At 41.3% G+C, this 14,464-nt stretch carries 11 protein-coding genes and 1 pseudogene; 3 read left to right on the forward strand and 9 right to left on the reverse strand.

The genetic code is table 11. The features are described 5' to 3' along the window. Nucleotides 1-34: 34 nt before the first annotated feature. Nucleotides 35-1,225 carry an iron-containing alcohol dehydrogenase gene (locus JMW90_RS03380; RefSeq protein WP_201561692.1) on the reverse strand — a complete coding sequence of 397 codons (1,191 nt, stop codon included), beginning with the start codon at nt 1,223-1,225 and terminating at the stop codon, nt 35-37. 166 nt (nt 1,226-1,391) lie between these two features. On the opposite strand from JMW90_RS03380, the gene JMW90_RS03385 reads away from it, so the two are divergent. Then, the gene (locus JMW90_RS03385) at nt 1,392-2,162 is read left to right on the forward strand and encodes an IclR family transcriptional regulator (protein WP_201561693.1); all 771 of its coding nucleotides are present in this window, start codon (nt 1,392-1,394) and stop codon (nt 2,160-2,162) included. 300 nt (nt 2,163-2,462) lie between these two features. On the opposite strand, the gene JMW90_RS03390 is transcribed toward JMW90_RS03385, so the two are convergent. The 8 genes from JMW90_RS03390 to JMW90_RS03425 all read right to left on the reverse strand — a co-directional run bounded on the left by JMW90_RS03390 (nt 2,463) and on the right by JMW90_RS03425 (nt 11,987). Then, nucleotides 2,463-2,651: a DUF4172 domain-containing protein gene (locus JMW90_RS03390; protein WP_201561694.1), complete on the reverse strand. Its 189-nt coding sequence runs from the start codon at nt 2,649-2,651 to the stop codon at nt 2,463-2,465. 656 nt (nt 2,652-3,307) lie between these two features. Next, nucleotides 3,308-3,982: a glycosyltransferase family 2 protein gene (locus JMW90_RS03395; protein WP_201561695.1), complete on the reverse strand. Its 675-nt coding sequence runs from the start codon at nt 3,980-3,982 to the stop codon at nt 3,308-3,310. Next, nucleotides 3,979-4,776, reverse strand: coding sequence for an SAM-dependent methyltransferase (locus JMW90_RS03400; RefSeq protein ID WP_201561696.1), 798 nt, complete (start codon nt 4,774-4,776; stop codon nt 3,979-3,981). The genes JMW90_RS03395 and JMW90_RS03400 overlap by 4 nt, the downstream gene beginning before the upstream one ends. Next, complete coding sequence (locus tag JMW90_RS03405) at nt 4,760-5,638, reverse strand: PIG-L deacetylase family protein (protein ID WP_201561697.1); 879 nt, start codon at nt 5,636-5,638, stop codon at nt 4,760-4,762. Before JMW90_RS03405 ends, JMW90_RS03400 begins: the two co-directional genes overlap by 17 nt. Then, nucleotides 5,626-6,714, reverse strand: coding sequence for an acyl-CoA dehydrogenase family protein (locus JMW90_RS03410; RefSeq protein ID WP_201561698.1), 1,089 nt, complete (start codon nt 6,712-6,714; stop codon nt 5,626-5,628). The genes JMW90_RS03405 and JMW90_RS03410 overlap by 13 nt, the downstream gene beginning before the upstream one ends. A gap of 18 nt (nt 6,715-6,732) precedes the next feature. After that, the gene (locus JMW90_RS03415) at nt 6,733-8,310 is read right to left on the reverse strand and encodes a trehalose-6-phosphate synthase (RefSeq protein WP_201561699.1); all 1,578 of its coding nucleotides are present in this window, start codon (nt 8,308-8,310) and stop codon (nt 6,733-6,735) included. Beyond that, a complete protein-coding gene (gene otsB, locus JMW90_RS03420; RefSeq protein WP_201561700.1) occupies nt 8,307-9,200 on the reverse strand; it encodes a trehalose-phosphatase in 894 nt (297 codons plus the stop codon). The genes JMW90_RS03415 and otsB overlap by 4 nt, the downstream gene beginning before the upstream one ends. A gap of 522 nt (nt 9,201-9,722) precedes the next feature. Then, nucleotides 9,723-11,987, reverse strand: coding sequence for a nitric-oxide reductase large subunit (locus JMW90_RS03425; RefSeq protein WP_201561701.1), 2,265 nt, complete (start codon nt 11,985-11,987; stop codon nt 9,723-9,725). Nucleotides 11,988-12,782: 795 nt separating this feature from the next. On the opposite strand from JMW90_RS03425, the pseudogene sdhB reads away from it, so the two are divergent. After that, a pseudogene (sdhB, locus tag JMW90_RS03430) lies at nt 12,783-12,983 on the forward strand (succinate dehydrogenase iron-sulfur subunit); the annotation flags it as partial. Between the two features lie 11 nt (nt 12,984-12,994). Next, nucleotides 12,995-14,461, forward strand: coding sequence for a leucine-rich repeat domain-containing protein (locus tag JMW90_RS03435; protein ID WP_201561702.1), 1,467 nt, complete (start codon nt 12,995-12,997; stop codon nt 14,459-14,461). The last annotated feature ends 3 nt before the right edge of the window (nt 14,462-14,464 follow it).

Below are 14,464 nucleotides of genomic sequence, written 5' to 3' on the forward strand. Positions count from 1 at the left end.
ATTAAGGTTAAGTTAGTAGCGAATCAAAAGGTTATCAACTTGGTGAGACGTCAGCGGTACTATGACCATCCCATAGCAAGGTATACAGCTGAATCATCTCTTCTAGACTGGGTATTCGAGGATTGTTATTAGGGGAACCTGAGGCGAATGCTTGCTCACACATCGTATCGATGAGCGCATCAAAATCTGCTTTTTGAACGCCAAATTCTGCCAGTGTGGGAACTTGTAGTTCTTTATTGAGACTTTTTAGATACTTAACCAAACTGGCGTTTGCTTGATCATCTGATTCACTGTGATCCGATATTCCTAATGCGCGCGCGCAATCAGCATAACGATCGGGTGCACTAGAGATACCAAACTCTGTAATGGTTGGCAGTAGCATCGCGTTCGACAATCCGTGCGGTACGTGAAAAAAGGCACCGATTGGACGGCTCATACCATGTACTAAGGCGACTGAGGAATTGCAGAAGGCAATGCCTGCTAAGGTAGAGCCTAGCATCATCGCCTCACGGGCTATTTCGTCTTTTCCATTATGATAAGCGGTTTGGATATTAGGCCCAATTAAGCGTAAGGCTGCGAGCGCCTGTTGATCGCTATAAGCATTACGTTTAGGACTGATATACGCTTCAATAGCATGGGTCATGGCATCGATGCCGGTGTCTGCGGTCGTACGCGGTGGTACGCTCATCGTCAGACTGTAATCGATAATTGCCGCTATGGGCATGAATCCCATCCCAACACACAACAGCTTTTCATTATTAGCTTCGTCAGTAATGATGGTGAAACGTGTAACCTCTGATCCTGTACCAGCTGTCGTCGGTATGGCGATGATAGGTAGGCCTGTTTCATCGACTTGACGGGGAAATTTATAGTCACGAATGACGCCACCAAACTTACCCAAGATAGAAATAGCTTTAGCACTATCAATAGGACTGCCGCCACCTAGGGCAATTAGGCCATCGTAGTCTTGAGCTTTTACCTGAGATACTCCAGCCTCGATAGAGCTTTCAGTGGGTTCGGGTACGGTATCTGAGAATACATCTGCAGTAATGTTCACCTTTTTCAAGATGGTTTGCACATTATCAACGTAGCCGAGTTTCACCATCATCTCGTCAGTAATGATAAGTGGCTTTTTTACACCTAAGCTGGCTAATATTTCTGGTAGCTTTTGGCAGGCATCGCGTCCAATTTCCATTGTCCTTGGCAGAAGGATACTGTGTGACATAGTTACTCATCCTTGTATTAATAAATTTCACATAACGATAAAAATCCTATCGATATGTGAAATTTAACAGAATATTTTTGTAATAGCAAGACGCAAAAAGATAAATTTTATCGTTATAATGGATAAATTTATTCGCTGAGAGTCAGCTAGAGGTTTAGAGTAGGAAATGATTAATACCAAAAAGAAGGGTTCAAGCGTTGAGCGCGTTTTACAGATAGTAGAAGTGTTAGCCAGTTCACAAAGGCCGATGAGTGTCAGTGATCTAGCAGAAACGTTAGAAGTGCCTGTGCCCAGTATGTATCGGTTATTGGATCAACTGCACGGTCTTGGCTTCGTGCAGTTAGATTTGCCAGGGAAGGTCACCTGCGGAAAACGCATGTATAAGCTTGCCATGAACTTATTGCAAAACAGTGATTTCAAAAATGAAAGGCTAGCCATACTGAATGAGTTGTCAGCAAAAATAGGAGAGACGGTAGGTATTGCGATTTTACAAGACTTAGATGTGGTTTATATCGATCGCGTCATGTCGGATTGGCCGTTGCAAATATTTCTACCTTCTGGCACTCATGTTCCCGTCTGGGCCAGTGCCAGTGGTAAATTATTATTAGCACAATTATCTGATGAAAAATGCAAGCGTATCGTTGAGAAAATGTCGATACATGCGCTAACGACCAATACGCAAACAGATAAAAAGCAACTGATGCAAACGATTACAACAACACGCGATACTGAAGTTGGGGTAGATAACGAGGAGTTTATTCCAGGTATGGTAGCCTGTGCTGTGATGATTCCTAATAATGACCAACAAGCATTTGCTACGGTGTTTACCCACGGTCCGACAGTTAGAAAAACTTTAGAAGAGTTGCTCAGTTACGTGCCTCTTATGCAAGAGGCAGCTAATGAGCTATCAGTAATTTTTAATCAAAACTATGAGTAAAATATCGTCAAAAAATCGCTGAAAAACTTGAATATAAATGATTGAATAGCTTTAGATTTGTAGAATATCCATTGATCTGGGTAGAAAACTACCTTGCTATCACGTAGCCCTGTGTTTATAGAACATTTAGTCATAACTTGTCATTCTTCAGTGGTCAGCTTGAAAAGTTAATGAGTAAGATATTCAGTATTGTTACTTGTCGATCATTCAAAACGTGCTATGAATGTGTCTGTCAGAAACTGGCTTCATTGTTAATATATCCGTAGTCTTTTAAGAAGCGATCAGAGCTTGCTCTAGAATTTATAAAAACAAGACCAGCCAATCAGTGATATCCCTGTCAACTTTGAGATCGAATTCAAAGGTTTGCAACTTTCCAAGCAAACGACCCTGTAGTATCCGCACACGACTGACCAATGGCAGCAGTTTTTTATCTGACCATCGCCACTCAGTCCAGTCTGAATGTTCATGAATATAGGTAATATGCTTCATATTTTTCTCAATTATATGCAGAGATTAAAACATTAATCTCCTTATATTTTACAGAGAATAGAAAAAGGATACAGTTCGATGCCTGTATAGTGACCCCTGCCCTCAAATCCATTCACATAAGCTTGGAAGATTTCAATTGAGCAACCTAACGATAAAAGTCAAACCACATCTGCCTTAGCATTTTATAGCGTAAACCCTTCTGAATTCTAATCCCACTCGAGCATAGATCTTATCTTATGTCGCTGCAAAGCAGTGCTTTGCTAATCGCTCCTCGCTATACTTAAGCTCACTGTATTTAATAATGTCACTGAACCACGCCTCGTTAGAGCGATTCGCAGCAAACGGCTAGTCTTGCAGGTTTGGGTAGATATGCTTATGATGATTTGAGCTGATGGTGACTTAAAAGCGCTTATGACAACGGCATTGAATGCCATATTGTGTAATGCGTCTGACCCTGTATCGACTGATGTGATGATCTTGCTCTGAAAGATAAGCAAGCAATCGCTAAGAAGCACCATAGCGCTGCTTAGTGTCATTATGATCTGCTCTGACCAGTGATTCACATCGATTGTGATGGATCTGCTGGTTACTAGTATCACGATTTATTCAGTCGTAGTATATTGAAGGCTTAACAGCTAATACTTTACCTTAAAATGCTACTTTAAATGATTATTTTCTAGATTCGCTAAAAACGCTGCAAAACCTTTTGTCGCCCGAGCTTGCAAGCGGCTACTGGTCTGTACACGAACGCGATTGCTCCAAGTGATGGCATAGCCTTGATCTTCAAACCTTTTAACCAAATCCACATCTTCATGGCATGGCAAATGCGCAAAGCCGTCAACAGCCAGATAAGCTGCACTGCTAAAGCTTAAATTTGCCCCATGAATATGACGATGTCCCATTCTATCTTGGTAATGAGCAATATAATCTTCGCGCGTTTGCGGCGTCAAATGAGCCCAGCTATCAACGTCTACCACGCCGCAAATCATATCAATCGGCTGCTGGGAAATATGTTCAATCTGCTGTAACAACCAATCCATAGGAACTGTTGAGTCAGCGTCTGTACAGGCAAGCCATGTTACACCATTTGTAATCGCATGACGAATGCCCATGTCTCTCACTTGTCCCACACAATGATAGTCACAGCATAGGTAGTCAACACCCTCGGCTTTGACGATGGACTGCGTATCATCGGTGCAGCTATCCAACACCACTAATATAGATGCCTTAATCGTTAAGGGTAATTGCTCGATAGCGGTCTGCACTGATGCCAAGCACTGAGCGATAGTCATCGCCTCGTTATGAGCTGGAATCACAATACCGATTTTCATATCAGGTTTTCTTGCATAGCGACTGAATCTGTAGAACGTTGCCAAGTGTCTAATAGGAAATCTCTGTCTATCAGTTGGCTTTGATGAGTGAACGCAATTTGACGCTTGTCATTATTTTCGGCATTAAAAGCATGGTATAAGCGCTGATGCACGGTCTCACCTGTCATGGAAAAGTCATCAATAGCATAGCGCCAATGACAGCACAGTAATGTACCGCCTATAGCAAGGTTTTGCTGAGTCCAAGTGATTACCGTGTCAATATCATTGGGTGATAAATAATATAAAATCTCACTAATGACAATTAAATCAAAGGGCGACTCTCTAGTAGGCGTATCACTCGATAAAGGATAAGTGTCCAAAAGGGCATTTTCTAAAGTCAATAATCTATTAGGGATCACACCTTGAATGACCTTAACATGAGGTAATCCTGACAAGCGCGCTTTGGCAAGTTGCACCGCCTGATGATTGCCATCAATACTGACCAAAGCCTGACAACGTTGAGCCAATAGTTCACTCAGCATACCGTTACCGCAGCCTAACTCAATACCATACTTATATTGAGATTGCGGCAGTATCGCTAGACACATATCACGTTTTCGTTTTTCATACCAACGAGTTTGATACTGCCATGGGTCGCTATTGCCATTATATAACGCATCAAAATAAGATTCTAAATAAGCAGCTGATTGGTTACTAATAGCAGTACCGCCAGCTGAGACAGTTTTAGAATACTCTAAACTATCGACTAAGTTACCGGTATCTATTGGTGGCTTAGGTTTAGGGGTGTGACTCATATAAATAAACCTCCCAAGGTTGGCTGATTCTAGCAATCGCTTGCGCGGATAAAATCGGTGGGCTGCCCGTACTTTCATCAATAGTAATTTGACTCTCAAAGCACGAGATGGCTGCAATCTTACGTCTTAACTGCTCGTTAGTTAAATCAAGTCTTATAGCTTGGTGCCAAGGAATACGGCTATCAGCAGGTTTTGCCCAATGCCATGCCCAAATTAATACTTGATAACAGGCTAAATGATGCTGCTTAGCAAATGAGGCAACCACTTGCCCGGTTGCCTCGTGGTCGGGATGCCCATCGCGCATAAAAGTGGTTATTAAAATATCGTCAGCTTGGATAATAGAGGTTAATTTTTGCTGAAATTGCTCTTGTTGGGTAAAAACTTCGCCATCTGCTAAGTTTAAAGCAACAGTCGTGACCTGATGAGCCACACCCAGTATCTCTAATGCTTGCATACTCTCTTGCGGACGAATGGTATTAAGTTTTTCTTGTGTATAGATTGTCGAGTTTGGATGACTTTGCGTGCCGTTCGTCACGTGAATAAGAACGATAGGATTGCCATTCGCCGTAAGTTGTTGCAACAGACCGCCACAGCCTATGATTTCATCATCAGGATGCGGGGCGAAGATGCAGACACGCTGATGCGGGGCAAAGCTTTTTGTAATGTCAAATCGAGGCATGTCTTGCAGTCCTGACCAATTTTTCCAAGCCTCTTGACTGGTACCATCGCCTTTGATAACACGATCACCCACAATCGGATGGTGTCCTTCATTACCTTCATTACCTTCAAAGGTAGCAGCATGCGTGACAGCGTCATCTTTGACTGTAAGCTTTATAGTCTTACTAGATATTATAGTTGCCATATATTCTCCTGCCCATCGGTTAAGTCATTGGCTACAACGCTAGATAATTCGCCGATTTTCTGTAAGTCAAAAGCGCCATGGCTTTGGCGGATAAACACGGGCAGATCTGCTGATAATCTTGCAAAATGGGCATTGCGGCAAAATGGCGCTGCCCCCAATGCCTGCCCGACAACTTCCATTACTTGGCGAGCGACTTTTTCAACTTGTGATCTCAACTGACGTATGGCAAGTTCATGGCTGAGCTGTGGCTGACTATCTATTAAATCAGCAACATGATAAAAATACTGCTGAGTGACTGCCAATGCCGTACTAACTTGACCCAGATACAGGGCTTTATAATCGTTTGGTTTTTGCTGATAGGCGCTGATTAAATAGTCTGCTAGGTAAGCCGTTGCTCCATACCAGCAAGCAGCAACCCCTGCCGCCCCATGCCAAAATCCTGCCCGTTCTAGATAGATATTTGCGGCACCAACTTGACTGACCGTGACCTCATGGAACTGTATAGTAGCCGTATCAGTGGCTTGCATCCCCACCGCTTGCCATTCACTATTGTCACTCTCAATACCAGGTTGGTGCATATCTACTATAAGCAGTTGCGCGTGACCATCAGTATTACGATATGTTATGAGCCCATGATCAACCACACTAGCCCCTGAACACCACGCTTTGGTACCACTGACTTTTCCTTGTTCATAGCGTATAGGATCGGGATGACCTTCTGCTGCCCAAACTGCCCACAACCCTTGATCCGCTTTATCATAACCCACTTCATATAAAATGCTTAGCGCATCCAAGTGCGACTCAAACCATTTTGCAATTGTTAAATCAATGCTGGCAACATAAGCCAAAACCTGCCAACGTATTAATGTGCCTGAGCTTGCATCATCTGCATTGGCAATACCACTTGCGGGATGCGGGATTTGCTCGCTATAAGTGATTAAGGTTTTTAAAATATCATGACGTAATTTGTCAGTTAAGCTAAGCGTCCTACTGGTTTGATTATCAGCACGTATGATATTTTCTATACTGGCTTTTATCTCTGATAATAAAGGATTTTTTGTATTTAACAGTAGCATGAAGTCTCCTAATTATTCTTATGAGTCGGACATTTGGACTGCGGCAGGTTTCAAGTTATCTGTTTGACGTTTTTTGCCATCATACAGACCTTCCAAAAAACGTTGCTGCCAAGCCTGTAAGTTATCTTGCTGTAGTCCTTGCAGTAACGACTGATAGCGCGACTGCCGCTCACTTAACGGCATCGTCAAAGCAATGCTTAAACCCTCTATCATGCTTTTTGGCTTATGTGGATCGATAATAACCGCGGCTTGCATTTGCTCGGCTGCCCCTGCATAACGTGAGAGCAATAACACGCCAGGATTGTCAGGGTTTTGCGCGGCAATATATTCTTTGGCAACCAAATTCATACCATCTTTAAGCGAATTGACCCAGCCGATATCACTCTGCCAAAATAGGGTCATTAATGTCTCATGGCTTATGACGCTTTCGCAATAGTTGATAGCTTGCCAACTATTTATAGTATTCTCATTTTCAGAAATATCATTTCTACACGTGCTAAGTAAGAACTGCTGATTAATATCGTTGATAGTATATTTAACGTCATCATAGAGACGCTGATAAGCAGGCACATTTAGGCGACTAGGACAGGCAATTTGCAATAATGTCAGCTGATTCTGATATAAAGGATTTTGCTGTAAAAAATTGCGGTATGCTGAAAAACGCTTTAACAACCCTTTTGAATAATCGATTCTATCCACCGCAATAATCTGCTGGGCAGCAGATTTTATAGTCTTTTTATTCTGATTGGCTTTGTCATATTGCAAGGATAAGTGGCTAATTTGCTGCTGTATTCTTGTCACATTTATGCCTATTGGATATGCATCAATCCGCAAATAGTGAGGATGATTTAGACCTAAGTTAAGCATAATCTGCGTATTTTTTGACTGGGTAGAGGTGCTAAAACCTTGCGGGGCATATAAGACGTTTATTAGCGAATCTTTTAAATAATATTGGCAAACAAAAATACAGTTGGCTCTATCTTGCTGGGTTTGTGTGCCAAGTACATCGTAATGGGCAAGATGCGTAATGAGCTCACCGCTTTTATCAAGCGATTGCCAAAATGGTAATGAGACAAAGGGGATGTGGAAAAAAAAGCCGATACGATTATGAACTCCTAATTGCCTACAATGATACGCCACACTTAAAAAATGATAATCATGCACCCAAATCACATCATCAGGCTCAATAATCTTCTTTAATTGCTTAGCAAAGAGGTGGTTTACCGTTTGATAGCCTGCGTAATCCTCTGGCGCTTGACTGATTAAATCAACTCGCTCGTGTAGTAGTGGCCACAGTACATTGTTGGCAAAGCCGCAGTAAAACTGCTGATACTGCTCAGTAGTAAGTGCAGTGGTCATATAAGTGATGAATGTATGCGCACACGACCCGTCAGCGTCTGCTAAAGCAGTTTGTTTGATACTACTAAATTCATTAGTATAATCATCATTATAGTGTTCGACAATTTCACCATTCCAGCCCATCCAAATGACTGATTTTCCATTTAATACGTCTTGCAGTGCTATTGCAAGTCCACCTGCCATTGGTTTGTCATCGGGAATTTTAACCCGATTAGATAAGACGATTAGGCGGCTCATATCACGCGCCTCCCTCTCACTCTCACGGTTGCTTCTACTGGCGCAGTATGTTTTTGGCAAAAGCTTAAAAAGCTATTCAGTAAAACAGTCACCTCATGAGTATTACGAACATAATAATCGGCATGCGTGGGCTCACAACCGACCTTAATCCCCATCCCTTTTATTAACTGTGAATCGTCTTCTAGCGATTTACTTTCACCTTGCACAGCCACAAACCCTGCTTCATCGGTAATATCATCACCCATAAAAATAGGACAAAGGCTCTCACTACTTTGCATTTTTTCTAATAAGGTTAGAATGGCTGTACCTTTATTCACCCCTTTTGGCACCACCTCCCACACATATTTACCGGATTTCAATGACCAATTATTATGAGTTTTTAAGGTTTCTGCCATAATGGCATACGCCTCATCAGCCAAAGCAGGATTTTTCCGGAAATGGAGCGCAACAGAATAAGGTTTATTTTCTACAGTGAAGTCATCGAAAGGAATACAAGATTGAATAATAGACTGCTTGATTACAGCGAGTTCCATGGTGTCAACAGATACAACGTTTGTCTGGTTAGTATCGCTACTATCATCAAAGGCTATTTCTAGTCCATGCGTTGCTGCAATCGGTAATATCAAAGGAGACAGCATTTGCCTTGCTTCAGCCAGACTACGTCCTGTCACGACAGCGATTTTTATGCCATGACTTTGTATTTTTTGTAAAAGTATTAAGGTTGAATCTGGAATGACACTGTCTTTAGGATTCATTGTAAAGTCAGCTAACGTGCCATCTATATCTAAAAACAAACAGTACTCTTGCTGATAGGATAAATAGTCAGCAAAGTTTTTTGGCGGGATATAGATAGGTCGCCTATTTATGCTGGGGCTTCTTCCTGAAGTCACGTTGCTTCCTTTTTAATATAGCGTCATATTTCAGACAAATATGCTCTACATTTGAAATAATTCGCCTATCAAAAGCCGTTGCGGTTTTTAATATGGACCTATAAGAAGGCGAATATTAAGCCATTGAATTTAATAAGAAGTGTGCCATAGCCACAGTAAAAATCTAGTGACCAGAGTGTGCTATTTGACGTGTGTTCTGTAACTTATTAAACACGGTTGTCATTTATAACAGGCCGCTATATATAGTATGTGTTTCAACATAGTCAGTCCTAAATAAAAGAAATACAAATATTACAAGTTACTGCTGCTATCAATTTTTCTTGCTTGCTGGGCCTACGCAGACAGAGGCTGCAAATAATTAACCCTAGTAACTCTGTATCCTTTTAAAAGTGGATTAACTATAGCACTTAGCTTTTCACGTAGCGATCTCATTTGTAATTCGCCGTTTCTGTAATACTCTCTATATCCATAAAAAATCCCTGCTTAAAGCAGAGATTTTTTTATTCTTATAATTATTAAAATCTACTTTTTACTTGGCTTATAGTTGGCGTGTGATGGTCTTGCAAATGCTAACTTAGCCGTTTGTAATGCCACACATAATGCACCGATGATAAAAATCACGTCGCCAAAGGTACGAATCCAACGCAGCCTCTGTAGGAAGTCTTGTTGCATGAACCCTTCACTACGGGCATACCACAAGCCTTCAGTCAAAGAAGCCTGAGCCTGATAAATTCCGATAGGAAGTAAACTGGTAGATATCATTAGTACCAAACCGATATTAAGTGCCCAAAAGCCAGTTTTCATTAGCTTTTCACTGAACACATAATCTGGGCGGATATATCGCATGACCAGTAGAACAAATCCGATCGATAAGAATCCATATACCCCAAACAAGGCGGCATGAGAATGCGTTGCCGTGGTGTTCAGACCTTGTAAATAAAACAAAGATACAGGTGGGTTAATCATAAAGCCAAAAACACCCGCCCCTAACATATTCCAAAAGGCGACGGCTACGAAGCACATGATAGGCCACTTGAGCTTCTCCATCCAAATGGCTTGACGCTGCATAGACCAATGCTTATAGCCTTCATAGCCTAATACTACTAGCGGTACGACTTCTAATGCACTGAATGAGGCCCCAATAGCCATGATAGGCGTGTTCGTACCTGAGTAGTACAAGTGATGAAAAGTACCAGGCACGCCACCTAATAAAAATAAGGCAGCAGACGCAATGGACGATGCGGTAGCAATGCGCTTGCTCACCAAGCCTAAGTTATAGAAGATAAAGGCCAGAGATACAGTGGCGAAAACCTCAAAGAAGCCTTCAACCCATAAATGCACGACCCACCAGCGCCAGTATTCCATAATAGTAAGATGCGTGCGCTCACCATAGAATAAACCTGCCCCGTAGAACAAACCCACACAAAGAACAGAAGCTACGAAGATGGTGAGTAAGTTTTTATCACCGTGTTGCTTAAAGCCATTAACACAGCCACGCATCATTAATACGAGCCAAAAGAGTATGCCGATCCACTTAAGAATTTGCCAAAAACGACCAAGGTCAATGAACTCGTAACCTTGATGACCGAACCAAAAGTTGTACTTAGCTGGCAAGATATCTGCCAAAGCAAAATACTGACCCGCAAAAGAGCCCACGACGACCACAATTAATGCGACCCAAAGTATATCAACCCCAAGCTTTTGGTATTTAGGATCTTTACCACCGTTGATGATTGGGCTTAAAAACAGACCCGTCATTAAGAACGCAGTGGCAATCCAGAATAGCGCTGATTGAATATGCCATGTCCGTACCAGTGCATAGGGGAAATAGTCAGAGACCGGAATACCATAGAAGTTCTGACCCTCAATAGTATAGTGAGCCACAAAACCACCGATGAAAACCTGAAATACAAATAAAGCCATGACCAATATGCCATATTTTGCGAGTGCTTTTTGTGAGGGCGTCAGTGCAATTTTGGTCAATGGATCAGCGTCAGGCGTGAGGAGATTGATGTCTTCGTCTTTATGCAAGAATGCCCAACCCCAAATTAAGAAGCCCACACCGGCGATTAAAAAAACCACACTAGCAATAGACCACATGATATTTTCAGTGGTAGGCACATTATCAATAAGGGGTTCATGAGGCCAATTGTTGGTATACGTTGCTTCAGTACCCGGGCGTTCTGTGGATGCAATCCAAGTGGTCCAAAAAAAGAAATTGGTGAGTTTCTGTCTGTCTTCTAGATCTGGCATGGTGTTATTTTTCATTGCAAAGCTTTCACGCGATGTTTGCAATGATGGCTCGTTACCATATAGACCTATATAGTAAGGCGCAATTTTAGTCATCGCAGCGATACGAGTCGCTGACAAAACCACTTGAGCTTTATCGTTGACGGTGCTTTTTCGATATTCTTTTTTTAGCTGAGCGTTCAATACGGCTTGCTGGTCATCATTGAGAGACTCAAAATCACTGCCATAGAGTTCTTGCCCTCTGATATCAAGCCAAGCGACGAGCTCGCGATGTAGCCAGTCGGCTGTCCAGTCAGGTGCTTGATAGGCACCATGACCAAGCACAGACCCCAACTGCTGACCACCCGTACGTTGCCAAGCAGACTGACCGTCTAAGATATCGTCTTTGGTAAGAATGACTTGACCATTAGTATCAATAAACTGCTCAGGAATAGGAGGTGCCGTACGATAAATCTCGACCCCGCCCCAACCTAATAAGGTAAAAGTGACGAGAATAATAGCTACTAAGCCAAACCAGTATTTTTTGTACTCACCCATTTGCCGCTCCTATTGCGAAACAAAGGCAGATAATAACTTAAAGATATATTTTAAATGAATCTTTAAGGATACTATAACACCTATAATGCATTATAAAATGACGCTGAAAACGATTGAAACCCGCTGCTGTCGATATGACGCATGGTTCCAATACTCATCCCATCATACGAATTGCTTCTTTTGAGTTAAGAATAATATCTCTGATATTTTGAAAATCACAGAAATCTATAAAATATCTTTAGATTAACTTAAATATAGCCCTTATTGTATCATTGATTTAATCATTAGGTTCAGTCTTAATTTAATTTAATTTCGTGCATACTCAACAGTCATGTCTAGCGCTTTAGTACCGCCTTCGTTGTAAACGAGATTTCACTGATTTCAGTTGCGAATATGACGCTACTTTGTAAATTCCAAAGCATCATCTATTGTTATTAATATATTTCCGAATAACGCTACGCTCAATATTTAGAGTCTTATTCTTAAATTTGATGCTTCTCTCTCTAAACTTTATTTTCTCCGCTAAAAGTGTTACTGATCTAGTACTATCTATAGTTAAAATATCTCAAAAACGCTACAGTGCTGCTGGTATAAATTTTTTGCAGCCTCTGTCTGCGTAGGCACAGCAAGCAAGAAAAATTAATATCAGCAGCACTTGATGTATCGATATTACTTTTCCCTGACTATATATATGGCGATCTCTATTGGCTGAGAAATTAGTATATAGTTAAGTATAGCTATAAATTCTATAAAAAGCGGATTGTGAAGGTATTTGTGGCTCTGATGGTATGAATATCAATGGTAGAAAACGCTAATCGCTTTGCGGTTGATAGCTGTGATACCGACATTCGGGCGCGTTTGGCACGCCTAGAAGATCCATTTAGTTTATTCCGTTGCCGAGGCATTATAAATTGCGTGTTGTATTGTCCAAAGGGCTTAAACCCCACTAAAGCTATTGGTAACTTGCGTAATATGCTAATCAATCAAGCAGGCTAAGGAGCAAGGCTATGTTTCAAGTTAATAATAACTCTCATCAAGAAACTTCTAACACTTCTAACAAAACGTTAGATATAGACGATAATTGGGTTAAGAAAATATGGGCATGGGCAGACGAGTTTGAGTTGCTTGACTCTGAAGTCCCTCGTGCTAAAGAGGCATTACTGGACATGAAAAAGCTAGCAATTTTAGAGCCTGAGCTTGATGAACAACATTCTAGAGATGCCCATAGAGTGGGCTATATACCCGACGAACTCACTAACCTTATAAATCTCACAGAAATAGATATTAGTGGTATTGATGCAAGTTATTTACCGCAGAATATAGGTCAATTGACTAACCTAACCAAACTGTCTATTAGGCATTCTAACCTCGTAACATTACCGGATAGTATCGGACAGCTCACTAACCTTACTGAGCTCTTTATTGATGAAAGTAAGCTTGAAAAGCTACCTGATAGTATCGGACAACTCACTAACCTTTACAGAATGTTCATCGGTCGCTGTCAGCTTCAATACTTACCTGACAGTATTGGACAGATGAGTACCCTTAAGATACTTGATCTCATTCATTGTGGTCTTGACGAGCTGCCTGACAGCATCGGGCAACTCGCCAATCTTGCTAAGCTATTTATTAGTTATTGTCCACTCAAGAAATTGCCTACCGACATTGGGCATCTCTCTAATCTTACGGAATTTGATCTTATTCACTGTAATCTTACATATCTACCTGATAGCATCGGAAAACTTACTAATCTTGATAAGCTGTATATTAATCATTGTGAGCTTATACAGCTCCCTGAGAGTATCGGGCAACTTCGTAATTTAACTGAGCTCTTTATTAGTCATTGCCCTCTTCAACAGCTCCCTACTAACATTGGACAGCTCTTAAACCTAAATAAACTGGATCTTATTCACTGTGAGATTAAAGAATTACCTAATAGTATCGGGCAGCTTGCTAACCTTGCTGAGCTGAACCTTATTGACTGTCAGCTTAAGTATTTGCCTGACAGCACTGGGCAACTCAGTCATCTTGCTGTACTTAATCTGACTCACTGTGAGATTGACGAGCTACCTGAGAGCATTGGGCGACTTACCAATCTTGCTGAGCTTTTTATTAGCTATAGCGAGCTTAAACATCTACCTGACGATATTGGGCAACTGACTAATTTAACTAAGCTTTATATCAATCATGGCGATATTAAAAACCTACCTGATAGCATCGGACAACTTAAAAATCTTACTGAGCTATTTATAAGCCATTGCGATCTTAAATATCTGCCTGATAGTATCGGGCAACTCACTAAGCTAACTAAGCTTGATCTGATTCACTGTAATCTTAACAACTTGCCTGACAGTCTTGCTCAGTTAACCAATTTAGACTGTATTAATCTTAAGGGAAACCCGCTTAATAATCTGTCTCCAAATATGCTGGATTACTTGCATTCTATAGAGACTGTATACGGTTTAAAATTATAATAA

It is taken from the genome of Psychrobacter glacincola, assembly GCF_904846215.1.
Classification (GTDB): Bacteria; Pseudomonadota; Gammaproteobacteria; order Pseudomonadales; family Moraxellaceae; genus Psychrobacter; species Psychrobacter glacincola.